Here is a 23,813-nt window from a genome sequence, read left to right on the forward strand (position 1 = left end):
AATGGTCTACAACTGAAATGGAATGGATTTCTGAAGTCAAGCTCCGTACTATAAAAGCTGCAGGCAAACTCGATTTTTCGAATTTGTCTACAGTCTGAACAGACCATGTTGTAATGGTTCGTTTATTTAAAATATTATAATATCGGTGATACCAGCCTTGCAATGGACTCTTTAAAACGAATCCACTTTGATCGCTTTTCAAATTCTTCAATTGTAAGCTGCCTGCATACATCGATATCCTTATAAAAAATCCTGGTCAGTGTTTCGGCCATGCCTTCATCATAAATGAAGGCATTGACTTCAAAGTTCAATTTAAAACTACGGACATCAATGTTTGCTGTCCCCACCGAGGAGACCTCTTCGTCCACCACGATCATCTTCGCATGAATAAAGCCGTTATCATAGATGTATACCTTAGCACCCGCTCTTAATAACTGCCCTGCATTGAAAGTCGTTGCCCAATAAACAAAAAGATGATCAGGTTTATTCGGAATCATGATTTTCACATCTACCCCTGATAAGCTGGCAATCCTGAGTGCATCCAATAAACTGGCATCCGGTATGAAGTAAGGTGTTTGAATGAGAATCGATTTCTTTGCTGATGAAATTAATTTAATATAGCCATTTTTAATTTGTTCCCATTCCGAATCCGGCCCACTTGTCACTATTTGCAAATCAATATTCCCTTGAGTCTCTACAATAGGGAAATAATGAGGCTGATAAGTTATATCATGATGCTTTGATGCCTGATTCCAATCCAGGATAAACCGAGTTTGAATGGCCTTGACAGCCGAACCCTCTATACGAAGGTGTGTATCACGCCAATAACCGAATTTTGGATTAAGCCCTAAATATTCATCACCAACATTAAAGCCTCCAACATACCCTACTTTTCCATCTATGATGACGAGCTTTCGATGGTTACGGAAATTCAGTCGTAAATTAATAAATTTAAATTTGGATGGAAAAAATGCCTCCACTCGTCCTCCAGCCTGCCTAAATTCCCTGAAGAAACGTTTAGTCATCCCTCTAGATCCCAATTCGTCATAAAGCAGCCGAACTTTGACGCCTTCATTCGCTTTTTTAGTCAAAGCTTCAATGAATCGTTTACCCAGGCCGTCCCTTTGAATGATGTAATATTGTATATGTATATGGTTTTCGGCCGCTTCGATATCTTTAAAAAGCTGGTCAAACTTATTTTTCCCTTCCGTAAAAATATCGACTTTATTATCTTCAGTAAGTACGGCATCATTTTTTCGGAGATGCATATAAATCAAATCCCGATAATTACTCGAAGAAGCATTTCGAAAAGGAAAATGATTCGTTGAGAGCTCTTCCATCTGTTTATCAATGATTTCTTCGATCCCGATCTTCTTCTTATCCTCCCATTGGAATAAGTGTGCGTGCCTTAAACTTGTTCCAAAAAGCAGGTATAAAATAAAACCGACTACAGGCAAAAAATATAATACCAATAACCAAGCCCAGGTCGTGCTCGCTTCCCTTCTTTCAAAAAATATGACAATCGTTGCAAATAAAATATTTAGAATGATGACGAGGCCGAGCAAAACCGATGTAACATGCGTAAATTCCATAGCATACCCTCACTAAATTTTTATCCCTTTAAGGATACCATGCAAATTCTTTATATCAAAGGATTTGCTTATCAGAAATGAAAACAGAGAATTCACAAAAATGGACCTCTTCTTGTAGAGGTCCATTTTAAAAAATCCATCCACCCCGGACACTCAGATAGGCCAGGCAGTCTAATAATATTTGTCTTAAAAATTCCTATTTAATAAAAAAAATAATTGCTTACCGGCTTTTCACTAATAAATTCACAGCTTCTTTCACTAGCTCTTCGGGATTCTTTTCCCCGGATTCATTAGCCTCTCGGACGCATTCAACAAGATTGGAACTTACTATTACCCCAATTGTCCGGTCGATTGCAGATCTGGTTGCAGTTAACTGAGTTACTACATCCCTGCAATCTTTATTATCCTCCATCATTTTCAAAATCCCGCGAAGCTGTCCTTCAATTCGCTTCACTCTATTTTTAACCTGCTTATCGTACTCCATGTGAGGCCTCCTACCCTGCCTATTACTTATGAATCCTATCCAGACATCCATCATAAAACCCTTTCAGACGAAATGAAGGTTTGATAAAAATCTTACAATTTATAATACATACCACCTAGGTATAATTGTCAAGTGCCAATATCCAATAAAACTCCAATATGTAATTCCTATTTTTGTACAAGGAGACTTTGAGCAACTGCCTCAGAAAACTCGATCGTCATTTGGGGAACGTAGGTTTTTAACAGAGCATTGACGATAGGGGCTTTAGCGCCTTTTGCCGTAATCGCCAGGCAGCCTGTCATTTTAGTCTGTCCAATTCCGCAATCTTCTGCTAAAAAATAGCCATGCCCATCAAATTTTTCATTTAATCCCTTAAGCTTAAATGTTACCTTATCTGGTTCAATCCATTCCAATATATTCACTTCCAGTTTAATTTTCTTCTTCATTAATCCCAAATCGCTTTTAAACTCCCAAATAAGTGTCCGCTCATTTAACATCTCATGATTGATATATCCTGGGACTAGAGGTGCCCAACGATCTATGCTACTTACAAAACCCCATACCGTTTTTTTGGAAACAGGTAATATGATACTATGCACACCTTCTGACAAAGCAGTTCCCCCTTAATCATTCTATTTACATCTTTGTAATGTATGGCTGAACAATACTGAATAGAACGGTAAGGTTAGAATCTTGAACAAAATTCTAATTACGATTTCTTGTGTATTGGCAGTAGTGGTCTTTGCATGTACTTGGAATGTTCGAGGACAGGAAGTGGTAAAGGGCTAATACAGGCATATTATCGAGCTCAAGTTTCCCCATCCCCCTGGATATATTCTAAGGGGGATGGGTTTTCTACTGTCAGTTAAACCGATCCATGATTAGATTGATGCTCGCAATAACTGAATATTAAGTTATCTATGGCAAAAAGAAGTTGACGGACGTTTGTTTGACATACCTTATTGAAATGCATATAAAAAATGACCATGCCTTTATACCAACGGTCCTAAAGGCATGGTCATTATATCAAAAATCATATAGATTCATGTTTTCTACCAAAATACTGGTTATTGCCGATCAAAAAGAGAAGCCCCCGCTATTCCGGGTTTTGTCATCTCATAAGGATTTAGAATCAGATCCAATTCTTCTTCTGTCAACACATCATATTGTAAACAAAGTTCGCGAACTGATTTCCCTTTCAATATCGCTTCACGGGCAATACGTGAAACCACTTCGTACCCAAGGTGCGGATTGACTGCTGTAATCACTCCGACGCTTTGTTCGACATAATCTTTTAAATGCTGCTCATTAGCCTCAATGCCTTCCAAGCAATAATCTGTAAAGACATTGAAAGCATTGTTCATAATGCTGATTGATTGCAACAAATTGAATACAAGCACTGGCTCCATTACGTTCAACTCTAGTTGTCCCGCTTCTGATGCTAAGCAAATCGTATTATCGTTCCCGATTACTTGGAAAGCGACTTGATTAATTAATTCTGGCATGACTGGATTTACTTTACCTGGCATGATGGATGAACCTGGTTGACGGGCTGGAAGTGTGATTTCTCCTAATCCCGCTCTCGGTCCTGAAGCCATCAAACGTAAATCATTTGCAATTTTAGACATATTCATCATACATACTTTCAATGAAGCTGATACCTCAGTGTATGCATCCGTATTTTGGGTTGCATCTACTAAATGTTCTGCTCCTACAAGCGGCAAGTTACTGATTTCAGCTAAATATGTAACAACGTTTTCAATGTAACGCGGATCTGCGTTCAATCCCGTTCCCACTGCTGTTGCTCCCATATTCACTTCATATAAATGTTGACGTGATTGACTTATTCTTTTTATATCCCGATCCAAAACGCGACTGTAAGCCTCGAATTCTTGACCAAGGCGAATCGGCACTGCGTCCTGAAGATGTGTGCGTCCCATTTTGATAACATGATCAAATTGTTTTGCTTTTTTCTTTAAAACCGTACTCATCTTGGTCATTGTTTGTAACAATTGCTCCAAAAGACGCAATGTTGATAAATGAATGGCAGTTGGGAATACGTCATTGGTTGATTGAGACATGTTAACATGGCTATTTGGGCTAACATGTACATAATCACCTTTATTGTGTCCCATAAGTTCTAACGCACGGTTGGCAACGATTTCATTAATATTCATATTCATCGATGTCCCCGCACCGCCTTGAATTGGGTCAACGATGAAATATTCATGCCACTTTCCATCGATCACTTCTTCAGAAGCTTTGACGATAGCGCTTCCAATACCATCATATAACCGTTTGGTATCCATATTCGCTAAAGCGGCCGCTTTTTTAATCATGGCCAGTGCACGAATCATTTCTTCATTGACTTTGTAACCGGTAATCGGAAAATTTTCCACTGCGCGTAAAGTTTGTATACCATAATAAACATCTGCTGGAATTTCCTTTTCCCCAAGAAAGTCTTTCTCGATTCGGTATGTTTTCTCTTCTATCAACATTTCCTCTTGCCCCTTTGTTTGTTCTAGAATGTAATGTCCTCTGCAATCGGTGTTTCCATCATTTCCTTCACTTTTTTAGGATCCTGCGTCTTCGCTAATATCCACATCAACTTAGGAACGATGGCTTCTGTATTCATATTCCTGGAACGAATGATGACATTCTTGTTCACTTTTCGTCCCACTTCGTAAATATCCATATCTTCCCCTTCTTCTAAGCATTGGGTAGTAATGACAACGGATATTCCACATTGTACTAACTCATTCAATTTCTCTAAAATGTTTCTTCCTTGAAATGGAATACCACCGCTTCCATAACTTTCAATTACGATTCCCCGACATTGATTTTTCAGGAAATCAAAGAATTCAGGCTTAATACCGGGATGCAGCTTGACTAAAGCAACATCAGTACATAGGGAAGCATCCAGCTTAGCTTCCTTATTCTTTCGTGAATGAACTGGCTTTAGATACTCAATTTTATCTTTGAATATGGTCGCAATATAAGGATAGTTAATACTTTCAAACGAATCATAGCTTTTCGTTCTCAATTTAATGGCCCTCGTACCCTGAATGACTCTGCCATCAAAAACAACATATACTCCTCCAATATCTTCACAAGCAAACCGGATCGCATCAGAGATATTCCTTTTGGCATCTGTCTTTTTAAAGGCAATCGGGACCTGAGAACCAGTAATGACGATTGGTTTCCCTAAATCTTGTAACATATATGAGAGCGCAGCAGAAGTGTAAGCCATTGTATCTGTTCCATGGGTAATCACAAAGCCATCGTAATCATGGTAGTGCTTATGGATGGATTGTGCCATTTCTGTCCAATCTTCCGGCTGCATATTTGTACTATCAATATTCATCAAAGGCTTACTATCAATCTGACATAGTAAATCCAATCCCGGTAGGTGGCCTAAAATTTCGTCAGCTTTCATTTCTGGAACAAGTCCATTTTTTCCTTCTAACGATGCAATTGTACCACCTGTAGTAAGCAACATCAACTTCTTCATTTTTGATTTTAACTTTTCCAATATACTACCCCCTAATAAGCCTCCCTGTTTCACTATCATTCTAATATCTCAGAAAAGGATGTTTCCGCTGTAAATGTTCATGTAACGCGTACAACACATGTTATTATAGTCATGTTTCATAGTGAAATCAAGCGAAAGTTATTCATTACGCGTACACTTTTTTCAATATGATGTTATAATGGATTTATATAAAAGGAGAGTAATAATAATGATTTTAAATAGATTGACTACATTAAGGAAGTCCAAAAGATGGTCTTTGCAATATACCGCTGACAGGCTCGGAATCGCCAAAAGTACCTATGCCGGTTACGAATCGGGCCACCGCCGCCCTTCATTAGAAACGATTAATTTATTGGCAGGCTTATATGATACCTCAACTGATTACATTCTGGGTCGAGTAGATTATCAATCTAAGGATATGGATAATGAGTCGCCTCAAGTCATGGAATTAACGGATTTACCAGATATGAAGCTAGCTGTAGATGGAATTACCCTGTCTGAAGAGGAAACGATTCAATTTATCGCTTTTATTAGAGCTAAACGGGAAGTGGAAATAAATCGCGATAAACAAAATGAAACATAGGCAGACATTGAGTTTAAACTGGTATTTGGTAAAAGAAGCGTACTTCATCAGCAGGTTCTTATACTGCCTGACATGTTCATTTCATTATAACTGTAATATACCGCGGCTTTCATCAATTAGGATAGGTCGGTTCGCCCATTTTGACGGTTGCACGTAATTATTTCTGTGTTTAGAAATTTAAATTTCATTAACTAATATATAGAAGATAGTCGGTTTTTTTAAAAAATCATCCATCTTCATTTTCTGTTGTCCTCTTTAGACTTATTCATTTTCCCTCTTTATCTATTTGCAATGAAAGAAAAAACATGGCAAAGATCATGGTTTCCCCCGGTGAATTAATCAAAAAAGAAGCAACATGAAGTGAGCGTTATGTCTTAAATCATGTGCTTCTATTATTGGAATCCTTAAAGAAATGAAAATTCCTCAATATAATGTCTCAACAGATATGCTACATTTCCATTTTTTAAGGCATTTCATCTTCTTTTTCCCTATTCTTGAAAGCTTCATGAGTGACAATATCCTCAATCTGTTCATACTGGCGGCTGTGTTCCTTCTCTTCGCTAATTCTATTATTGGGTAAATTTCCTGGATGTCCTTTTTCTTTATGATTAAAATTTTTACCACGACTCATAACTCATTCTCTCCTTTCCATTCATTGTTTGTCTAGTTTTCCCAAGCACGAAAAAAATATGATTTAATTTCTCTTTTTACAGTTTTTGCAAAAGGGTTGGTTTACCTGTAATTTTCAGCTGATCTTGCGCGACTTATTTCTAAGTGCCAAGAAATTATTAATTCAATCCTTTCAAATTACTCGAATCTGAATAAAGAGCTCAAAAAGAACAGAAACCGCCAGATTCCTGTTCTTTTTGTTTATAGGTTTCCCGACTACTTACATATTTAATAACAATATTTTTGATAACAAAAAATGCTAGGAGAACGTTACCACGGAAGGTCGCCACTTTCTTGAAATGCCCGCAATATGATGAGGAGCGGTTCTGCAACATCCTCCAATTATATTTGCCCCCGCATGGTGCCAATCTTCAGATTTCACATCGAGCCTATTACATGATTCTGGACCATGCCATGTTTTAGTTTCTGGATTATATGATTCACCGGAATTCGGATAAACGATAATTGGTTTATGCGTGTTTGCACGCAACACCTGTATGGCTTCCGTGATAACTGATACAGGCGCACAGTTGATGCCAATTGCGGCAATTTGCTCACTGTCCCCAAACAATCTGGCACACTCCTCCAGCAATGTGCCGTCACTTATCGCTTTTTCATTTTTCAAAGAAAAGGACAGCCAAGCATAAACTTCTGGATAATCTTTCAATAATGAATGTAATACTTTTGCTTCTTGCAGGGAAGGAATCGTTTCAAATGCTAAAATGTCAGCTCCTGCTTCAATCAAAGCTGATATTCGTGAGCGATGAAATGCCGCCAAAGTTTCATCTGAAACACCATAATTCCCAACATACTCTGAACCATCTGCAAGATAAGCCCCATAAGGTCCAACTGATGCAGCAACCAATGGCTTAGGTCTAATCGTTTGATATTCTTCCTTCCAAAAGTCATCTCTTGCTTTTCTTGCTAGTAAAACCGTTTTCCTGATTAGATCCAATGCCTCTTTTTCTTGTATTCCGCGGAGGGCGAAACCTTCAACTGTTGCTTGATAGCTTGCCGTTATCGCACAGTCAGCACCAGCTCGAAAGTAGTCAGAGTGCACCTGGTAAATCACTTCTGGATTTTCAAGTAATACACGTGCAGACCACAGGGGATCGTCCAAATCACACCCATGACTTTCAAGCTCTGTAGCTAAAGCTCCGTCCAAAATCATAACTGAATGACCTTGTAAAATTGCTTCAATTGGGTTAATTTTATTTTTCATGGTCTACTCCTCTTTTCTTTATGGTTTGTGTCAGATAATAACTTCCATAGCAAAACAAAATAAACGGAATGCCACAATATAGTGCTATTCTTTGTGTAGGATCAAATGCAATTCCTATGCAAGAAGCAAGACATAGCATAAATGAAACGATTGGTACGAATGGATATAATGGTGTATGATAAGCCAAATCATTAACTGAGTTTCCTTCGTTTATATATCGTCTGCGAAATAGAAACTGTGACGCGCTAATACTCATCCAAACTATAACCACGGCTAGTCCAGAAATGGATACAAGCACTATATATACAGTATCCGGCGCAATAATACTCGAGAAAAGTGCTAAAACACCGCCCAGCATACTGAAAAGGACTGCATTCAAGGGAACACCCCGTTTTGTCAATTTTGCAAATATTGGTGAAATAGTTTTCTTATCTGCAAGTGACCAAAGCATCCTAGATGAGGCATATAGTCCTGAGTTCGCAGCGGACAAAATGGCAGTTAATATAACAAAGTTCATAATATCCGCTGCATATGGCACTCCAATTCGTTCTAGAACGGCAACAAAGGGGCTCTCTAATACGCTTGCATCCGAAACAGGCAATAATGCGGATAAAACAACGATGGTACCTACAAAAAAGATAATCAATCTCCATAATGTCATACGGATTGCCTTTGGAATCGTTTTTTCCGGATTCACAGTTTCTCCAGCTGCAACTCCGATCAATTCAGTTCCAGAAAATGCAAAATTCACCGCGAGCATCGTCATTAGAATGGCAAAAGCACCATTTGGAAATAAACCTGCACTTGTAACATTGGAAAATAACGGAGCTGATTGTGCGTTAATCATTGGAATGAAACCTATCATTGCCGCAGCTCCCAGAATAATGAATATTACAATAGCAAATACCTTTATAGACGCAAACCAGAATTCGGATTCAGCAAAAAACTTAACGGTCCACGCATTTAATGCCAAAACCAAAATGGCAAATAGAGCACTCCATATCCAGACACTGATTGATGGAAACCATCGCTGCATCAACAATCCTGCAGCCGTGAATTCCGAACCTAGTGCAACAGTCCAGGTTAGCCAATACAACCAGGCTACTGTATACCCTGTCCCTGGTCCGATGTATTTGGCTGCGTAACTATGAAACGCACCTGTCTCGGGCATATGCACTGATAGTTCACCTAGACATAGCATGACAAGATAAACCACCAATGCACCAATCAGATACGAAAGGATGGTTCCGAACGGACCAGCCTGTTGAATCGTATAACCCGAACTTAAGAATAAACCAGTTCCAATCACCCCGCCAAGCGATAGCATTATTATATGCCGTGCTTGCATTTGCCTTTGAAAATCATGCTTCCTTTTGTTATCCATTCTTACTCTCCTTAATCTTGCATCCAGAAAAAACGAAAACGCACTCTAAAAAAGAGTGCGTTACTGACAAATAAACACGTACGGTCTTATCTATCAAGGTTTCACCCCCTGGAATTAGCACAGTGTCTTTGTAGACCTGTTGCTGAGGTTTCATAGGGCCAGTCCCTCCACCTCTCTGGATAAGAAATTATTTTTTTATAACTGTATCAATCTATGAAAAATTTGTCAAGTTTTGTTTCGGAATGTAAAGACTTCCTTTTAAATGCTAACGATCATGGCGTCTGCGGCATTAATATTAAAAGGTTGCTTATTTTTGGAACAGGCGCTAAGCGTATTATAATGGCAAATAAAACTAACCGGGGTCATTTTGGTCTTAAAAATGGCAACATCTTAAAAGATGTCGCCATTTTTTTCTTTTTCCTTAAGGACGTTCTATTTCAAATAATTCCCCTAGTTTTGTATAAGTATGACCTGCTAATCTTGCTACAGGTTTTAGCCCATTCGGGTCAATACGGCCATTATGGTAAATATCTTGCTCTATATGATAGCAGACTATTTTCCCTATCAGTAAATCACAACCAGGTTCATTCTTGGAACCTGCCAATGGAATCGATTGCTCTAATGTACATTCAAAACGCACCTTCGCTTCTTCCAATCCTGGTACGGATACCCTATCACTAACAGCCAGCGTGAAATTAGTAAGACCCAATTCACTTTCTTCAGATGGGAGTTCCTTGGCCGTTCGATTTGCATCAGCAACATTATTTTCGTCAGTGATATGAACAACGAACTCACCTGTTTGAATTGCATTTCGGGCTGTATCCTTTGAAACTCCTTCTTTCCGTTGAACAGAAATGGAAATCATCGGAGGATTTGAACTGACTATGTTAAAAAAGCTGAACGGCGCTATATTGATTGTACCGGTTTCGGATTGTGTCGTAACCAGCGCTATAGGTCTCGGTATAATACTTCCAGTCAAAAACTTATAATTATCCCGTTCAGTCAGACTTTCAGGGTTAACAGAAATCATCTTCATTCCCCCTCATTCTTATAAAAAGTTCTTTTGAAACCATGAACCTGCTGCATCAACCTCTGAACGTGTCAACTGATGACCATAATTTTCCCATTGAACTTCAACTGTAGCGCCAGCTTGCTGTAAAAGTTGATTAAGCTCTTCAGTTTCTTCTGCCGGGCAAATCGGATCGTTTTTACCTGCAGCAATAAATACAGGTATATCTGAAAGGGGCGGCAAAGCAATCCCTCGTCTTGGAACCATTGGATGATGAAGAATTGCTCCTTGTAAGGCCCCCTCGTAATGGAACAGCAAACTTGCCGCTATATTTGCACCATTGGAATAACCTAATGCCACCACTCTGTCACGGTCGAAGTCATATTTTCCGGACGCTGATTCCAAGAAGTCATAAAGCTCCTTCGTTCGGAAAATCAAATCCTCTTCATCAAAAACCCCTTCAGCTAACCGTCGGAAAAAACGGGGCATTCCATTTTCAAGTACATTTCCCCGTACGCTCAGTACGGACGAACCGGGTGAAACCATTTCGGATAATGGCAAGAGATCTGTTTCCGTTCCTCCAGTGCCATGTAACAGCAGTAGTAACGGAGCTTCTGGATTACTTCCTTTTTGAAAAATATGTTTCATCATTTATCCTCCTCTAGTACTCTCGGCACTGCCGGCAGTAACGTTTTTTCCATAACTTCCCGCTTTTCTTCCAACCATGGCGGCAGCATTAATTTACTGCCCATCGTTTCCTTCGTTTCATCATGAGCAAAGCCAGGTGGATCTGTGGCAACTTCAAAGAGTATGCCTCCATCTTCCCTGAAATAAATCGCATCGAAGTATTGTCGGTCTGTAAAGGGGGTCACACCATAGCCATGGTTACCGATATGGTCCCTCCATTCTTTATGATCTTCCTTATCGCTCGCACGCCATGCAATGTGATGGACAGTTCCCACTCCGATTTTACCGTTTGGTAAAACCGTTTTTTTAACATCGATCAAATTGCCGATATCCGATGTGGATTTGAAGCGGATGAAATCGCCCTCTTCCCCAACCTTTTGAAGGCCCATCACTTCCTCTAATAGTTCCATCGTTTTGTTCGGTTTTGACGTCAATAATACAGCTCCGCCGAAACCCTTGACCGCCTTATCAGCTGGTACACCGCCGAATGACCACTCGCTATTTTTACCTTCTCTACGCTCAGCCAGTTCAAGTTGCAAACCATGTGGGTCTTGGAACTCAAGATATTCCTCACCGAAACGTGAAACCTTTTCAAAGTCTATATTAAATTTATCCAAACGATTTTCCCAGAAGCCCATTGAACCCTCCGGAACGGCATATGTTGTAATCCCCACTTGTCCGGAGCCAATTGTCCCTCGGTATGCCTCAGGCCAAGGAAAGAAAGTGATGATTGTGCCCGGTGAACCGGATTCATCTCCGAAATATAAATGATAGGTGCCTGGATCATCAAAATTAACGGTTTTCTTCACCATACGCATTCCCAATACTCCAGCATAAAAATCCACATTCTCTTGAGGATTGCCTACAATTGCGGTTATATGATGTATCCCTGCATTTTGTTTTTGCATGCCGATTACTTCCTTTCCCGTTGATTAATTAGTTGATTTTGTATTAAGTGGTTTTAAATTCGATTCAATATCCCTTCTTTTCGATTCCAAAAAAGGTGGCAGGGCAAGGTTCTCACCTAGATGCTGCTCAGCTTCATCCACTTCAAAACCAGGTCCATCAGTAGCTAATTCAAATAATATGCCATTCGGCTCCCTAAAATAGAGTGAACGGAAATAAAAGCGGTCCACATATCCCGAGTTCACGAATTTCGATTCACTAATCTTTTCTACCCATTTTCTCAATTCTTCTTCATCATCCACCCGAAAGGCAACATGGTGTACTCCACCCCTCCCCAGCCTTTCCCGAGGTATGTCATTCCTTTCTTCAATATGAAGTTCTGCTCCAGTTCCTCCTTCACCTGTCTCGTAAACGACTATCGGATTTTGCCCCCTGATTACGGATGGGTATGTGCCTGATTTCCTGAACCCCAATACCTCGATAAGAACACTTTCTGTTTGTTCAATATTGGGTACTGTGAGTTTTACTGGTCCTAATCCAAGTATGGAAAACTCTTGCGGGACTGGGCTTCCATCCCACGGAAATCCTCCATCAACGCCGTTATTATCCTGATCGGAAACCAGAAGAAGCCTCTGCCCTTCAGGATCTTTAAAAGAAAGCACCTTTCTTTCAAAACGGCTCGATATTTCATCGTGCTCAACATTGAATTCCACAAACCGTTTTTTCCAATATTCTAGCGCTTCATCATCCCTCACCCTTAAAGAAATTTCTGAAATGCTATTGTTTCCCTCATGAGTGCGGGCAGCATTCGGAATTTCAAAAAACGTCAATTCCGTACCCGGTGAACCAATTTGATCTCCATAAAATAAGTGATACACACGAACATCATCTTGATTCACCGTTTTTTTGATTAATCGCATCCCTAAGACTTTTGTGTAGAATTCAAAGTTATTTCCCGCTTTTGCTGTAATCGCCGAAACATGATGTAATCCTTTTAATTCCATCCGTACCACTCCTATCTTTATAAATCTCCCCTTACGGAGATGAATTAATCCGCTAATAATATCTCGAATTAAAGGTATTTAACCTAACATAATACTTTTAATGCAAATATCTTGATTTAAAGATAAACGACAGTGATAAAATTGTCAACCATTTTCATTCAAATAATTTCAACCGGATTCACTTATCATAAAATAAAAAATACAGGCCAAAATAAATCGGTATAAGAATGGAGGTTGTGATATATGGTTAAAGATTTTTTTAGTGCAATTGAAGATAGACGCTCTTATTATTCCCTTAGCAAGGAACATGTTGTTCCTGATAAAAGGATTAAAGAAGTTATCGATCATGCCGTTCAATACTCCCCTTCCGCTTTCAACTCCCAAAGTGCCAGAGTGATTGTATTAACTGGTCAAAGCCACGACCAATTATGGGATATAACGAAAGAAACATTAAAAAAAGCAGCCGATGGCAAAGATTTTACAAAAACGGAAGAAAAAATGAGATCATTTATAAATGGTTATGGAACGGTTTTATTCTTTGAAGACCAGGCCAAAATAAATAGGCTACAAGAACAATACAAAACGTATGCCGAAAATTTTCCGATTTGGTCGAACCAATCTTCTGCCATTTTACAATTTGTCGTATGGACTTCTTTGGAAATTGAGGGGTTTGGTGCAAGCCTTCAGCATTATAATCCTTTAATCGATGACGAAGTGAGAAAGACATGGGATATATCACGAGATTGGAAACTCATCGCACAGTTGCCTTTTGGAAAACCCACTGCAGAACCTGGCGATAAAGACTTCTCACCACTTGAAGAACGTGTGAAATATTATCAATGATACAATAGAGACTGGCTCTACTTAACGAGCCAGCCCTTTTATTTTATTTCGCTTTAGTAATCCGGAAATGTTGCAAAAAATTTTGAAAATATCAATGACGCAAAGCCTATATACTCAACAACCGGCATGATTTTGATATCCTCACTGACGTTTAACACGTACATTTCACATCCCCCTATTAATCTTATTGAATTGGTGAAGAACGCCCTGGCAGCCATTCCTTCAAATAATATGGGAGTACACCGGAATATTGTCTAGCAGCATGTCCACTTTTCAGTAGGCTATATGTCTTATCCTTACATGTTAAATGCTCCATTACCGGATAAATCATTTCCTGTGGGACCAGTCGATCATACTTACTTGCTATGACCAAAACACTAGCATCAATTTTCGATAGCTTCGCTTTTTTTCCCCTTACCTTAAAACCACCATTAACCAAGCTATTTTTTATCAATAAATCCTTGGTTATTTGTTTTGCGGCTGCTCCGGATAACGGTACATGCCCATTAGCCCAAGCATTGAAGCGGCGCCAGTTTTGAACGTATTTTTCATCATCCGCTTGATTCAATAAAGATAAATAAGGTGATATATAGACGGGCGATGTAATTAACCTGATACCATATTTAACTGCACTGGCCGGTATCGTTTGATAAATATCTATTGTCTCGTCAAAATCCGCTGTTCCTTCTTTTAACGCTCCCTGCCATTGATCAAAAAATTCCGAGGCACTGAAATCCACCGGGGTCACGGAAAGTATCAAATTCTTGATGGGCTCGTCTGCAATGGCAGCATATATTGCGGCTATTGTACCTCCGAGGCAAAACCCCATGACTGTAATTTCTGATGCTCCAGAGTGACGTAATGCACGCTGCACTCCTTTTTGAATATAATCGACGATATAATCTTCGATCGATATGTCACCATCTTCAAAGCCCGGGCTTCCAAAATCAAGCAAATACACATCAAAACCTTCATTTACAAAAGATTCTATTAAACTATTCCCCGGAGATAAATCAAGGATCAAAGGAGTATTGATTAGTGAATATATAAGAAAAACCGGTACATCATATTTTTTTTGTGCTGAGGGATAAAACCAAAGCGTTGATTTGTTTTTTTTCCACACCGCTATTTTCGGAGTCAGTCCCATTTCAGGCATTGGCTGATTGGGAATATCCAATAAATGTTGCCATTTAGTTTTGGATTCAGAGTGATTTTTCGGCACTTTCCGCTTAGCCATTTGAATTCTCCTGATCAACTGAATTGAACTCAGGCAGCTGTGAGCTTAACAATAAGGAGTTATTTATAAAATCAGATAACCTTTTTTTACTCCCTTCCTTTTCATTGGATGCCAATCTTGATTTCTTTTTGATGCTGCGGGATGAATTGGCATTGCCTTTATTGCGAATTGAAGAATTACCCCCGACATTCCCGCCCCTATTCTCTACTAGTATAGAGACCAATTCTTCCAACCCATCAATTTTTTCTTCGAGTTGGATGACTAATTTCGCTAAACTCGCCACATCTTTTTTTGTTGGATAATTCATGATGATGGACATTCTTTCTGAGGTTTCCTGAAGACTATTTATTCTTGGTACCTGCATTTGCGCATTATTGCTCACTCTTTCGATTAATTCGCGATTATTCAGCAGATTTTGAATTTTACTATTCAGCTGTTGCTCTTTTTGTGTGCCCAGTAATTTAAGCCCTTTATAAAAATTGGATTTTTCCGCCATATATTTCTTCCTTCCTTTCTCCTCTGTTTATACTAATGCTGATATTCCACCGTCAATGATCAAAATATGACCCACCATATAGTCAGAAGCCTGTGAGGCTAAAAAAACGGCGGCACCCTTTAAATCATCTTCATCGCCAAACCTGCCAGCCGGAGTTTTACCTAATATGTCATAGTTAGACTTTTCAAGAATTTTCTTTGTGATTTTAGTCGGGAAAAATCCAGGTGCAATTGCATTGACTTGAATGCCGTATCTAGCAAGTTTAACTCCTAAATCCTTGGTCATTGTAATGATGGCACCCTTACTGGTGTTATAAGCTATCGTATCCAAAAGCTCAGGAAACGTCCCGCCAAGACCTGATACCGATGCAATATTTATGATTTTTCCAAAATTTTGCTGCTTCATGACTTTCGCTACAGCCTGTGAAAACAGGAATGTACCTGTAACGTTAACATTCAATACTTTTTCCCACTTGTCCTTGGGAAGATCCAAAAGCGGACCTGACCAAGACGTACCGCTATTATTGACAAGAATATCAATCGTGCCGAATTGAGCAACCGTTTCCTGAACGACATGGTCAATGGCGCTCACATCGGTGATATCACATTCAAAGGCAACGGCATTAACACCCATCGATTGCAAGTCTTCACATACCTCCTTACATACAGGCAGATTTCGTGAAGCAATGACTATGTTTGCGCCAGCCTCTCCCAACGCCATGGCGATCTGTTTGCCCAGTCCTCTGCCGCCGCCGGTAATGATAGCCGTTTTATTAGTCAAATCGAACATATTACTCAATGTAGTCAACTTTTCAGCCCTTCCTTAATGAAGTATTATTTATATAAAACCGTCTATATCATTATAGAAAAGCCTATCCAATATTGTGCTTAAAATAGCCTAATGCCTCTGCCTTTTGTTTCATCAACATGTATCTTATATTTAATAAGCATGCTTCTGTCAGCTAGCAGAAATTGAGCCTGCTGGAAACGTAATTCGGCAGGGCGGTAATTTATTTGATCAATTCATTTCTTAGATCCGCACAGCGGTAATTTAAAAACTCTGGAAATCGCTGGATTATTTGACTGATTGAGCAAAATCGGATACTTAACCTGTTTTGTCGTTTACACTATAGAATAGTAAGGAGGTTAAAAAATGACAATACATCACTTTCATTTAACTGCGGAGTGGCCTGGCGGCAGAAATGATAGCGGCACGATTCATTCAGGGAATCTTCAAACACAGATAAGCATTCCTACGGAAATGGAAGGACCAGGGATTGGAACTAATCCCGATGAAATGCTGCTTGGAGCGGCATCGACCTGCTATATCATTACCTATGCTGCCATGTTAGAGCGGTCCCATATAGAAAAGGTGAGCTTGACCATGCAATCGGAAGCGTTAGTGGATGTTACGAATGGTGTATTCACCTATAAGAAAATCATTCATCGCCCAGCACTTATATTGGTGCCGGGTACTTCTGAAAAAGTGGTTGAAAAAGCGGGGAGACTTGCTGAAAAAGCCGAGACTTCATGTATGATTTCCCGGGCGATCAAAGGGAATGTAGCAGTGGAGTTGATTGCGGAAATTTCCATAGCACAGTAACCTTGAATAAACGGAAAAAGTGCCTAACCCTATATCGGTTTAGGCACTTTTTGAACTATTGAATGGTATTCACTTTATTTTCAACCTCGCGGCACACTTCATCAGCCGTTAAACCATTTGCCTCAATGATAGACGCTTTTAATGAAGTATCGCTTATACCCATCACATTACTTTCCAAACCTGTTACCACACAACAATCCACGTTTTTTGCGTCAGCTTCTTGTTTAATTTCCACAACATCAAAACCTTTTTCACGAAGTGCTTCCTGAATATTCGTTAATGATTCTTCAACACCGATTCTTGACATCAACACACACCTCCTCTACCTTCTAACCTGTCCTTATCCCCCTCAATATATGTATAGAATGCAAAGGAAATAGGAAAAGTAATATCGAGGTGATAAACATGAATGGAAAAAACAAGAAAGATGCTTCACAAACTCGTTTAGGTTCTTCTCAGGTAGAGGGGCAAGGTACTACTACAAAAGAAACCGGGTCCTTCACTCAACCCTCTTCACTTAAAAAGCAAAAGCGTACCTGATAAAAGTGAATCCTAAATCAACCATGAAATTCAAACCATGATACGAAAAAAACGCTTGGTTTATCCGCCAAGCGTTTTCCGCTGCATGATTCTTTTTTGTTTTACATTAAAATCAGGGACTTCTCTTACATATTTTGCTTTCTGATTTCCTCATGGATCTTTAGATCATTCAATTGATCTCCATCAATTGTTTTTGAATTCATTTTTCCTTTTCCGGCTCCATCTGGGTTTAAATCACTTGCCCTTAAATTATTATTGCGAGATGCTTGCTCGTTCCATTTGGTCATCTTGATCTCCTCCTCAGTCCTTTATCCTTCCCAAACCTAAGAATATTCATGAATACACCCCATCATTTATTGCAAAGATAAAAATGGAGGTGGTTTTATTGGAACCAAACAAACCCGGCAATAAGAATGTACCGGATTTTAAAGAGTTGAACGATCGTATCATAAGAGAAGCGTCACAGAGTCCCCGTTTAGTGATTAAAACCAATTTGGATGCAAAGAATGTAAATGATGAAAACCCTTATACAGATCGCATTAACAGTGAAGGTTTTTCTGATTTTTTTGAGGAATAAAACAAAAACATACTTGGCAGCATCAACCTAATGGTTCTCGCACCAGTTGAACTATAATTGGAACGTAAGGTGCGAGACTCCTGCGGGAAAAGCGAGTCCATGAGAGGCCCCACAAGCGCAAATGCGCCGAGGGCGGACAGCCCGCGGAAAGCGAGTGCCCTACATTCCAATCAATGTTCAAATTGCACAAACCCATAATAAAAACCGGCTTAATTAGCCGGTTAATCTTAAAAATATTTTTTCTTCCAAAAAATGAATGCAGTCGTCCCCGCCAAAGTGATGGCAATTAATAATGTAAAAATGAAAGCAAACCGATTATGTTCAAATGGCAGTTCCACATTCATTCCGTAAAAACTTGCCACCATCGTCGGAAGCGTTAATATAATGGTCACTGATGTTAGAAACTTCATGGCATTATTGACATTATTGGAAATGATCGAAGCGAATGCATCCATCATACCGCTAAGAATGGATAGATACACTTCTGCCATTTCGATAGCCTGAGCATTTTCGATGATTACATCCTCAAGCAATTCTTTATCTTCTTCATACATTTTCAGATAATTAAATCGGAGGATCTTATCAAGGACTACACGATTGGATTTCAATGATGTCGTAAAATAAACCAGGCTTTTTTCCAAAGCAAGGAAAGTGTATAATTCTTTATTTTTCATCGACTGATGTAATTCACGTTCGGCTTCATTAGTCATCTTGTTAATCTGTTTCAGGTAACGTAAATAATAGGATGAAATCTCGAATAATATTTGTAAAGCAAATCTCGTCTTCTTATTGGTGAAGAATCCTTTGATCTTATTGTTTTTGAAATTCGCCAATATCGGAGTTTCTTTCAGAGATACCGTAATGAAACAGTCTTTGGTAAAGATCATGCCTATGGGAATCGTTTCAAAAATCGGTAAGTCGGCTTCATCCCTGGTCAAATATGGGAAGTCGACAATTATTAAAACATTATCATCCTCTTTTTCGATTCGCGGTCTTTCCTCATCATCTAGTGGATCTTTCATGAAATTGATCGGTAACTTCAAAGTCGAGCATATATAATCTATTTCAGCTTCTGTGGGCGCGACAATGTTCACCCAGGAACCTTTTGTCATTTCCTCGATATTGTTCAGGTGACGGTTCTCATCCGTCTTGTAGATTTCAATCATTTTTTGACCTCCTCTTCTATAGAGAAAGCCTTATTTACCTTCTTCGAGCAGATACTCAGGGAGAATAACAGTCTCGACTTCTAGCATCATATTGGCTTCCTCTTGCTTTCTGGGTTCAGGATCATAAGAACTGCTGCTCACTCGTATCCACTTCCTTTCGATTCTTTTATCTTAATCCTTATTCATTTAAAGTACAATAAAGAATTTAATACCTTGAATCCTTGTTCAGATTTCGTAATCATCTGACTTTTATCAATTGATAAATAAAATGCCACTACAAAAAAAACGCCTGGGTAGCCCCAAGCGATAGTTAGTAGACAAAAAGGGTTCGGAAAACGTAACTGATGTTCCTAAACCACCTGATTCAAAACACACCTTCAACTCCTCGGGTATGGTTACAATTTTCAGATGTTGATTTCCACTCCAGTTTGTTTAAAATCATGGTTCGAAATGGTCTCATCCTGAATCATGATTTTAAAGAAGCTCCGGTTATCATTCATTTTTTTACTTTTTATATGGATGAAACCCTCATTAGATTGAAGAAATTTGCGACACTCCTGCCGAAGTACTGGCTAGCAGATACCACAGGCGATTGCTTTGAAACGGCTTGGCAGACAGTCTTGCGGAAAAGGTGCGGATTTCCAAATCAAAAGAACTTTTTAATTAAAAAAACGCAGACAAACTGAACAAGTTTGTCTGCAATCTTGGGTACTCCCAAGCGATCCTGATTGCTTTATCCATGCTTAGCATTATTATAATAGTGAACACCGTACATGGCGCCTTCGTCCACCATTTTATTGTCATCATGATCATATGGATCAGGGTGACCCGCCTTTTCAATTACAGGATCCAGCTCTGAAGCCGTCCTATTCCAAAAGCCTACCGTTTTTGCTTTTGCATTTGACCACATGTCCTTCACTTTTCCTCTGTTCGTTTTATTCGATAAAAATGAGACTCCGGCAACTCCGACTCCTAGTAATATCGCGTTTCTTCCTATTGCCATCATTACCTTCCCCCTTATTTATTTGGCTTACTGTATATATACCCGCCGCCAGTTCATGTAAACCTTTATTTATATGGAGGAATTTGATAAAAGAAATTAGGTTTCATTATTTCATTGTTATATGGCTGATGGAAAACATGGGTCGTGGCTGGTGACACCGGTGGAATTAACCAGGTCCAATCCCCCGTTACTTTCCGGTCATATGAGGCTTCTTTTTCTTCGAATTTCTTAAATTGCTTAGCTGCTGTATGGTGATCAACAATGCTGACTCCGTGTTTTTTATACGAATGAAGGACTGCTTCATTCAGTTCGATAAGGGCTCGATCTTTCCATAAACTCGAATCACGTTTAATATCCAGGCCCATCCTCTCACCGATTGCCGGCAGCATATTGTAGCGTTCTTCATCAGCAAGATTCCTAGCACCGATTTCCGTTCCCATGTACCACCCATTAAATGGTGCAGCTGAATAAGTAATACCGCCAATTTCCAGCCTCATACCAGATATGATTGGAACTGCGTACCATTTTAGTTTAAGATCTTCGAACCATGTCAGTTCAGGGTGGGTGATTTGAACCTCTTTAACGAGGCTTTCAGGTATATCATGAAAACTAGCGGTTTTTCCGTTCACTTGGACTACAAGGGGTAAAATATCGAAAGGTCCGAATTTCCCTTCCCACCCTAATGCCATACATCGCTTGGTGAATTCGATTGAACTTGAATCGCCGATTACACCATGTTCCGTCTCATATCCTGCATAACGAATAAGTTGATGATTCCAAATATCCACTTTTCGATCATGATCTTTCTGTTTGAAAATTGTAATCACAGGTCTGATATTCCCATTATTCGTAGCATATTCGATATGCTCGAAGAGGGCCGATACCATTTGTTCTTCGCTTTGAATCATTCTTTTATCAATCACCCTTAGTGATTCCCAAAAAAAGCGCCCAATGCAACGATTGCTATTCCGCCAAGCTAATTTAGCACCATACACCAATTCTTCATATGTATGTTCATATCTGCCTGTTTCATTTATTTCCTTTTTAATTTGTTCGATCCTGCCATTTATGTCCTCTTCCGTTTTCAATAATTCCGGATAACTTGTCCTGATAAAGGATACGGCCTCTTGCAGTAACTCACTCATCTTTCCCACGGATCCTTCCATTTGCAAAACTTTGACTTCAATATTAAAATAACATATTTTACATGGTATCTCTAAACAACACATTTTTTAAAAGCAAGCTTTTTTTTAAAATGTGGCAAATCCGAGGCGGAATCCTTTTCATGATACTTAAAGTAAGCTCGTGAATTTCTTATACTATAACATCTCTAGTAACTAAATAATTTTCGGTAAAGTTGTTACATATGAGGTAAATGCATTATAATATATTAATAATGAGGTGATATGATGAATAATACGACACTTTGTCCACGATTTGAAAAAGGAATGCAAATCTTGAGTAAACGCTGGACTGGATTGATTGTCAATCAATTACTTAATGGCCCTCAAAGGTTTTGTAATATTGAATCTGCATTCCCGATAAGCGGCAGGATTCTTTCTGAACGTTTAAAGGACTTGGAAATTGAAGGTATTGTTAAAAGGGACGTATATCCAGAGACACCGGTCAGGATTGAATATTCTTTAACTGATAAAGGCAAGGCCCTTGCACCGGTTATGAACGAAATTCAAAATTGGGCACAAGAATGGCTCGACCCAATACAGAATCAATGATATAGGCTAAAGATAAGGGAGGAAGATCTGCCAGATGCGGACTTCCTCCTTTTTTTGTTTAAGCTCCAGCGACTAGTGGTATATTTTTTACAGATAGAATAACACTAGGTTTATTCCAAATTTATGGGCGGTGAATTCATGAAACAAGCAGATTGCATTATTATTGGTGGAGGTATAGCCGGGATTCAGGCAGCCATCCAGCTAGGAAGATATAAACATGATATTATCGTCATTGATTCTGCTCAAGGCCGCTCCTCCATTGCCAAGGCATACCATAACATTCTTGGGTGGCCAGACGGGGTAAGCGGGAAACAATTAAGGACCCTTGGCAGGCAGCACGCTGAAAAATTCGGTGTCGAATTCATGGATGATACAGTGACATCTCTAGAAAAAAAGCAGGACAAGTTTTTTATCCAAACTAAAAATGACAGGGAATATCAAGCAAAAATGATTTTTCTTGGTACTGGCATTACCGATAACATTCCTCCAATCAAAAACATCTATTCAACTCTTGGGACATCCACATATATATGCCCTGACTGTGATGGATATGAGATCATGGATAAGCAAACCGTTGTTCTTGGTGGCGGAAATACGGGTGCAGGCATGGCGCTTACTCTATTATATTGGTCAAAAGATATCATTTACGTAAACCATTTGAAATCTAAAATTGATGATGAGTATAGAGATAAGTTAACGGCAAATCACATTCCCGTAATTGAAGAGGAAGTTTGTGAGGTTCATGTCGATGCCAATCAGGAGTTAACGGGCATAGAATTAGTATCTGGTAAAATTATCAGAACTGAAAAGGCATTTACGGCGTTTAAAGGGAACAAGCTTAATAATGGCCTAGCCTTACAATTAGGTGTGCAGGTCAATGAAAACAATCATGTCGTGGTTCATCCCCGGACTAAAGAAACGAATATTAAAGGAGTCTGGGCAGGCGGCGACCTCGTTGCCCATTCCGAACAAGTCACCATTTCCATGGGAGATGGCACCCAGTCAGCGATATGGATTCATAAGAGGCTGTTAGGCCATCCACTTCCTTATGATTGACAGTTTCCTGAATTAAAAGGCGCCCTGTTCACCAGGCCGCCTTTTACATTGGTATTTAAAAGCTTTTCCAGGTCAGTCATTCAATACACCTCTACATTCGATTCCTTCCCTTAAAAACCTTAACCAAAATGAGTATGACCGCGATGATAAGCAAGATATGTATAAAGCCTGCAGCCACTTTGAAGACTAAACCAAGAACCCATAATAATATTATTACACCAATAATCGTCCAAATCATGATAATCCCCCTTTCTTCCCTTTTAAAGGACTTTTTATTAATAAGAATTCCACTTACATTTAAAATACCCATATCTTTCTCTAACAAACCTCCCCCTTATTTTTTACATAAAACTGTAAATGCTGTAAATGATAATAAAGAAATAAGGAATCTTCCATATTGATTATCATTCACCATTAGGAAGAGACTTTCAGATTTTTAAAGGTTCTACAGTTCTTCATTTAGGCAGAAAAAATCATTAAAAAGAAGG

The 23,813-nt window shown here is 39.2% G+C and carries 28 protein-coding genes and 1 riboswitch; of the genes, 7 read left to right on the forward strand and 21 right to left on the reverse strand.

The genetic code is table 11. From position 1 onward, the window contains the following. Positions 1–134 precede the first annotated feature (134 nt). From cls to ACJ9PY_RS14040, 5 genes are all read right to left on the reverse strand, one after another. The gene (cls, locus tag ACJ9PY_RS14020) at positions 135–1,592 is read right to left on the reverse strand and encodes a cardiolipin synthase (RefSeq protein WP_063576041.1); all 1,458 of its coding nucleotides are present in this window, start codon (positions 1,590–1,592) and stop codon (positions 135–137) included. A 220-nt stretch (positions 1,593–1,812) separates the two neighbouring features. Next, positions 1,813–2,076, reverse strand: a complete 264-nt coding sequence (locus ACJ9PY_RS14025) for a metal-sensitive transcriptional regulator (protein ID WP_063576040.1) — start codon at positions 2,074–2,076, stop codon at positions 1,813–1,815. Positions 2,077–2,243: 167 nt separating this feature from the next. Beyond that, the gene (locus ACJ9PY_RS14030; protein ID WP_063576039.1) at positions 2,244–2,687 is read right to left on the reverse strand and encodes a CoxG family protein; all 444 of its coding nucleotides are present in this window, start codon (positions 2,685–2,687) and stop codon (positions 2,244–2,246) included. Positions 2,688–3,143: 456 nt separating this feature from the next. Next, on the reverse strand, positions 3,144–4,574 hold the full coding sequence (aspA, locus tag ACJ9PY_RS14035) for an aspartate ammonia-lyase (protein ID WP_034307227.1): 1,431 nt from the start codon (positions 4,572–4,574) through the stop codon (positions 3,144–3,146). A 23-nt stretch (positions 4,575–4,597) separates the two neighbouring features. Further along, complete coding sequence (locus tag ACJ9PY_RS14040) at positions 4,598–5,587, reverse strand: asparaginase (RefSeq protein WP_063577719.1); 990 nt, start codon at positions 5,585–5,587, stop codon at positions 4,598–4,600. Between the two features lie 229 nt (positions 5,588–5,816). Between ACJ9PY_RS14040 and ACJ9PY_RS14045 the strand changes: the two genes are divergently transcribed. Beyond that, positions 5,817–6,191 (forward strand): helix-turn-helix domain-containing protein, encoded by a 375-nt coding sequence (locus ACJ9PY_RS14045; RefSeq protein WP_098865282.1) that lies wholly within the window; start codon positions 5,817–5,819, stop codon positions 6,189–6,191. Positions 6,192–6,654: 463 nt separating this feature from the next. Here ACJ9PY_RS14045 and ACJ9PY_RS14050 read toward each other — a convergent pair whose 3' ends face one another. From ACJ9PY_RS14050 to ACJ9PY_RS14080, 7 genes are all read right to left on the reverse strand, one after another. Continuing rightward, on the reverse strand, positions 6,655–6,822 hold the full coding sequence (locus ACJ9PY_RS14050) for a hypothetical protein (RefSeq protein WP_162878727.1): 168 nt from the start codon (positions 6,820–6,822) through the stop codon (positions 6,655–6,657). A gap of 297 nt (positions 6,823–7,119) precedes the next feature. After that, a complete protein-coding gene (gene mmuM / locus ACJ9PY_RS14055; protein ID WP_278088896.1) occupies positions 7,120–8,082 on the reverse strand; it encodes a homocysteine S-methyltransferase in 963 nt (320 codons plus the stop codon). Further along, positions 8,072–9,466, reverse strand: coding sequence for an S-methylmethionine permease (mmuP, locus tag ACJ9PY_RS14060; protein WP_063576036.1), 1,395 nt, complete (start codon positions 9,464–9,466; stop codon positions 8,072–8,074). The genes mmuM and mmuP overlap by 11 nt, the downstream gene beginning before the upstream one ends. Positions 9,467–9,549: 83 nt before the next feature. Next, positions 9,550–9,652: riboswitch (SAM riboswitch) on the reverse strand. Between the two features lie 235 nt (positions 9,653–9,887). Further along, entirely contained in the window at positions 9,888–10,496 is a 609-nt protein-coding gene (locus ACJ9PY_RS14065) for a flavin reductase family protein (RefSeq protein WP_063576035.1), read from the reverse strand. An 18-nt stretch (positions 10,497–10,514) separates the two neighbouring features. After that, a complete protein-coding gene (locus tag ACJ9PY_RS14070; RefSeq protein ID WP_278088909.1) occupies positions 10,515–11,123 on the reverse strand; it encodes an alpha/beta hydrolase in 609 nt (202 codons plus the stop codon). Next, positions 11,123–12,070: a ring-cleaving dioxygenase gene (locus ACJ9PY_RS14075; RefSeq protein WP_411738384.1), complete on the reverse strand. Its 948-nt coding sequence runs from the start codon at positions 12,068–12,070 to the stop codon at positions 11,123–11,125. The genes ACJ9PY_RS14070 and ACJ9PY_RS14075 overlap by 1 nt, the downstream gene beginning before the upstream one ends. Before the next feature lie 24 nt (positions 12,071–12,094). After that, a complete protein-coding gene (locus tag ACJ9PY_RS14080) occupies positions 12,095–13,072 on the reverse strand; it encodes a ring-cleaving dioxygenase (RefSeq protein ID WP_278088898.1) in 978 nt (325 codons plus the stop codon). 243 nt (positions 13,073–13,315) lie between these two features. Here ACJ9PY_RS14080 and ACJ9PY_RS14085 point away from each other — a divergent pair, with 243 nt between their 5' ends. After that, entirely contained in the window at positions 13,316–13,915 is a 600-nt protein-coding gene (locus ACJ9PY_RS14085; RefSeq protein WP_063576031.1) for a nitroreductase family protein, read from the forward strand. Between the two features lie 184 nt (positions 13,916–14,099). On the opposite strand, the gene ACJ9PY_RS14090 is transcribed toward ACJ9PY_RS14085, so the two are convergent. Genes ACJ9PY_RS14090 through ACJ9PY_RS14100 form a run of 3 tightly spaced genes read right to left on the reverse strand, consistent with a single transcriptional unit; the run spans position 14,100 to position 16,437 of the window. After that, on the reverse strand, positions 14,100–15,152 hold the full coding sequence (locus ACJ9PY_RS14090) for an alpha/beta fold hydrolase (protein ID WP_411738385.1): 1,053 nt from the start codon (positions 15,150–15,152) through the stop codon (positions 14,100–14,102). Further along, positions 15,145–15,648 (reverse strand): hypothetical protein, encoded by a 504-nt coding sequence (locus tag ACJ9PY_RS14095; protein ID WP_411738386.1) that lies wholly within the window; start codon positions 15,646–15,648, stop codon positions 15,145–15,147. Before ACJ9PY_RS14095 ends, ACJ9PY_RS14090 begins: the two co-directional genes overlap by 8 nt. Positions 15,649–15,675: 27 nt before the next feature. Beyond that, the gene (locus ACJ9PY_RS14100; RefSeq protein ID WP_328177041.1) at positions 15,676–16,437 is read right to left on the reverse strand and encodes an SDR family oxidoreductase; all 762 of its coding nucleotides are present in this window, start codon (positions 16,435–16,437) and stop codon (positions 15,676–15,678) included. Between the two features lie 363 nt (positions 16,438–16,800). On the opposite strand from ACJ9PY_RS14100, the gene ACJ9PY_RS14105 reads away from it, so the two are divergent. Beyond that, positions 16,801–17,250: an OsmC family protein gene (locus ACJ9PY_RS14105; protein WP_063576028.1), complete on the forward strand. Its 450-nt coding sequence runs from the start codon at positions 16,801–16,803 to the stop codon at positions 17,248–17,250. Between the two features lie 55 nt (positions 17,251–17,305). On the opposite strand, the gene ACJ9PY_RS14110 is transcribed toward ACJ9PY_RS14105, so the two are convergent. Further along, positions 17,306–17,557: a YkuS family protein gene (locus ACJ9PY_RS14110; protein ID WP_034307261.1), complete on the reverse strand. Its 252-nt coding sequence runs from the start codon at positions 17,555–17,557 to the stop codon at positions 17,306–17,308. 98 nt (positions 17,558–17,655) lie between these two features. Here ACJ9PY_RS14110 and ACJ9PY_RS14115 point away from each other — a divergent pair, with 98 nt between their 5' ends. Continuing rightward, a complete protein-coding gene (locus ACJ9PY_RS14115) occupies positions 17,656–17,790 on the forward strand; it encodes a YuzL family protein (protein ID WP_095392115.1) in 135 nt (44 codons plus the stop codon). A gap of 125 nt (positions 17,791–17,915) precedes the next feature. Here ACJ9PY_RS14115 and ACJ9PY_RS14120 read toward each other — a convergent pair whose 3' ends face one another. Next, positions 17,916–18,077 (reverse strand): hypothetical protein, encoded by a 162-nt coding sequence (locus ACJ9PY_RS14120; protein ID WP_411738387.1) that lies wholly within the window; start codon positions 18,075–18,077, stop codon positions 17,916–17,918. A gap of 98 nt (positions 18,078–18,175) precedes the next feature. Here ACJ9PY_RS14120 and ACJ9PY_RS14125 point away from each other — a divergent pair, with 98 nt between their 5' ends. Continuing rightward, positions 18,176–18,367, forward strand: coding sequence for a hypothetical protein (locus tag ACJ9PY_RS14125; RefSeq protein WP_063576027.1), 192 nt, complete (start codon positions 18,176–18,178; stop codon positions 18,365–18,367). 227 nt (positions 18,368–18,594) lie between these two features. Here ACJ9PY_RS14125 and ACJ9PY_RS14130 read toward each other — a convergent pair whose 3' ends face one another. The 3 genes from ACJ9PY_RS14130 to ACJ9PY_RS14140 all read right to left on the reverse strand — a co-directional run bounded on the left by ACJ9PY_RS14130 (position 18,595) and on the right by ACJ9PY_RS14140 (position 21,681). Next, positions 18,595–19,533, reverse strand: coding sequence for a magnesium transporter CorA family protein (locus tag ACJ9PY_RS14130; RefSeq protein ID WP_403190887.1), 939 nt, complete (start codon positions 19,531–19,533; stop codon positions 18,595–18,597). A gap of 733 nt (positions 19,534–20,266) precedes the next feature. Beyond that, positions 20,267–20,539: a hypothetical protein gene (locus ACJ9PY_RS14135; RefSeq protein ID WP_098865271.1), complete on the reverse strand. Its 273-nt coding sequence runs from the start codon at positions 20,537–20,539 to the stop codon at positions 20,267–20,269. A 62-nt stretch (positions 20,540–20,601) separates the two neighbouring features. Beyond that, the gene (locus ACJ9PY_RS14140) at positions 20,602–21,681 is read right to left on the reverse strand and encodes a nitric oxide synthase oxygenase (protein ID WP_063577717.1); all 1,080 of its coding nucleotides are present in this window, start codon (positions 21,679–21,681) and stop codon (positions 20,602–20,604) included. Between the two features lie 264 nt (positions 21,682–21,945). Between ACJ9PY_RS14140 and ACJ9PY_RS14145 the strand changes: the two genes are divergently transcribed. Both ACJ9PY_RS14145 and ACJ9PY_RS14150 read left to right on the forward strand, forming a co-directional pair. Continuing rightward, positions 21,946–22,269, forward strand: coding sequence for a winged helix-turn-helix transcriptional regulator (locus ACJ9PY_RS14145; RefSeq protein ID WP_057277432.1), 324 nt, complete (start codon positions 21,946–21,948; stop codon positions 22,267–22,269). Positions 22,270–22,407: 138 nt separating this feature from the next. Further along, on the forward strand, positions 22,408–23,325 hold the full coding sequence (locus tag ACJ9PY_RS14150; protein WP_411738388.1) for an NAD(P)/FAD-dependent oxidoreductase: 918 nt from the start codon (positions 22,408–22,410) through the stop codon (positions 23,323–23,325). A gap of 91 nt (positions 23,326–23,416) precedes the next feature. On the opposite strand, the gene ACJ9PY_RS14155 is transcribed toward ACJ9PY_RS14150, so the two are convergent. Further along, positions 23,417–23,563 (reverse strand): lmo0937 family membrane protein, encoded by a 147-nt coding sequence (locus ACJ9PY_RS14155; RefSeq protein WP_106027466.1) that lies wholly within the window; start codon positions 23,561–23,563, stop codon positions 23,417–23,419. Positions 23,564–23,813: the final 250 nt, after the last annotated feature.

It is taken from the genome of Peribacillus sp. S4, from assembly GCF_046715815.1.
In the GTDB taxonomy this organism is placed as follows: Bacteria; Bacillota; Bacilli; order Bacillales; family DSM-1321; genus Peribacillus; species Peribacillus frigoritolerans.

Excerpts from the sequence above, each read along its gene's own strand:
- cls (WP_063576041.1), bottom strand. The coding sequence starts at position 1,592 with ATGGAATTTACGCATGTTACATCGGTTTTGCTCGGCCTCGTCATCATT.
- ACJ9PY_RS14025 (WP_063576040.1), bottom strand. The coding sequence starts at position 2,076 with ATGGAGTACGATAAGCAGGTTAAAAATAGAGTGAAGCGAATTGAAGGA.
- aspA (WP_034307227.1), bottom strand. The coding sequence starts at position 4,574 with ATGTTGATAGAAGAGAAAACATACCGAATCGAGAAAGACTTTCTTGGG.
- ACJ9PY_RS14040 (WP_063577719.1), bottom strand. The coding sequence starts at position 5,587 with ATGAAGAAGTTGATGTTGCTTACTACAGGTGGTACAATTGCATCGTTA.
- ACJ9PY_RS14045 (WP_098865282.1), top strand. The coding sequence starts at position 5,817 with ATGATTTTAAATAGATTGACTACATTAAGGAAGTCCAAAAGATGGTCT.
- ACJ9PY_RS14050 (WP_162878727.1), bottom strand. The coding sequence starts at position 6,822 with ATGAGTCGTGGTAAAAATTTTAATCATAAAGAAAAAGGACATCCAGGA.
- mmuM (WP_278088896.1), bottom strand. The coding sequence starts at position 8,082 with ATGAAAAATAAAATTAACCCAATTGAAGCAATTTTACAAGGTCATTCA.
- mmuP (WP_063576036.1), bottom strand. The coding sequence starts at position 9,466 with ATGGATAACAAAAGGAAGCATGATTTTCAAAGGCAAATGCAAGCACGG.
- ACJ9PY_RS14065 (WP_063576035.1), bottom strand. The coding sequence starts at position 10,496 with ATGATTTCTGTTAACCCTGAAAGTCTGACTGAACGGGATAATTATAAG.
- ACJ9PY_RS14070 (WP_278088909.1), bottom strand. The coding sequence starts at position 11,123 with ATGAAACATATTTTTCAAAAAGGAAGTAATCCAGAAGCTCCGTTACTA.
- ACJ9PY_RS14075 (WP_411738384.1), bottom strand. The coding sequence starts at position 12,070 with ATGCAAAAACAAAATGCAGGGATACATCATATAACCGCAATTGTAGGC.
- ACJ9PY_RS14080 (WP_278088898.1), bottom strand. The coding sequence starts at position 13,072 with ATGGAATTAAAAGGATTACATCATGTTTCGGCGATTACAGCAAAAGCG.
- ACJ9PY_RS14085 (WP_063576031.1), top strand. The coding sequence starts at position 13,316 with ATGGTTAAAGATTTTTTTAGTGCAATTGAAGATAGACGCTCTTATTAT.
- ACJ9PY_RS14090 (WP_411738385.1), bottom strand. The coding sequence starts at position 15,152 with ATGGCTAAGCGGAAAGTGCCGAAAAATCACTCTGAATCCAAAACTAAA.
- ACJ9PY_RS14095 (WP_411738386.1), bottom strand. The coding sequence starts at position 15,648 with ATGGCGGAAAAATCCAATTTTTATAAAGGGCTTAAATTACTGGGCACA.
- ACJ9PY_RS14100 (WP_328177041.1), bottom strand. The coding sequence starts at position 16,437 with ATGTTCGATTTGACTAATAAAACGGCTATCATTACCGGCGGCGGCAGA.
- ACJ9PY_RS14105 (WP_063576028.1), top strand. The coding sequence starts at position 16,801 with ATGACAATACATCACTTTCATTTAACTGCGGAGTGGCCTGGCGGCAGA.
- ACJ9PY_RS14110 (WP_034307261.1), bottom strand. The coding sequence starts at position 17,557 with ATGTCAAGAATCGGTGTTGAAGAATCATTAACGAATATTCAGGAAGCA.
- ACJ9PY_RS14115 (WP_095392115.1), top strand. The coding sequence starts at position 17,656 with ATGAATGGAAAAAACAAGAAAGATGCTTCACAAACTCGTTTAGGTTCT.
- ACJ9PY_RS14120 (WP_411738387.1), bottom strand. The coding sequence starts at position 18,077 with ATGACCAAATGGAACGAGCAAGCATCTCGCAATAATAATTTAAGGGCA.
- ACJ9PY_RS14130 (WP_403190887.1), bottom strand. The coding sequence starts at position 19,533 with ATGATTGAAATCTACAAGACGGATGAGAACCGTCACCTGAACAATATC.
- ACJ9PY_RS14135 (WP_098865271.1), bottom strand. The coding sequence starts at position 20,539 with ATGATGGCAATAGGAAGAAACGCGATATTACTAGGAGTCGGAGTTGCC.
- ACJ9PY_RS14140 (WP_063577717.1), bottom strand. The coding sequence starts at position 21,681 with ATGAGTGAGTTACTGCAAGAGGCCGTATCCTTTATCAGGACAAGTTAT.
- ACJ9PY_RS14145 (WP_057277432.1), top strand. The coding sequence starts at position 21,946 with ATGAATAATACGACACTTTGTCCACGATTTGAAAAAGGAATGCAAATC.
- ACJ9PY_RS14150 (WP_411738388.1), top strand. The coding sequence starts at position 22,408 with ATGAAACAAGCAGATTGCATTATTATTGGTGGAGGTATAGCCGGGATT.
- ACJ9PY_RS14155 (WP_106027466.1), bottom strand. The coding sequence starts at position 23,563 with ATGATTTGGACGATTATTGGTGTAATAATATTATTATGGGTTCTTGGT.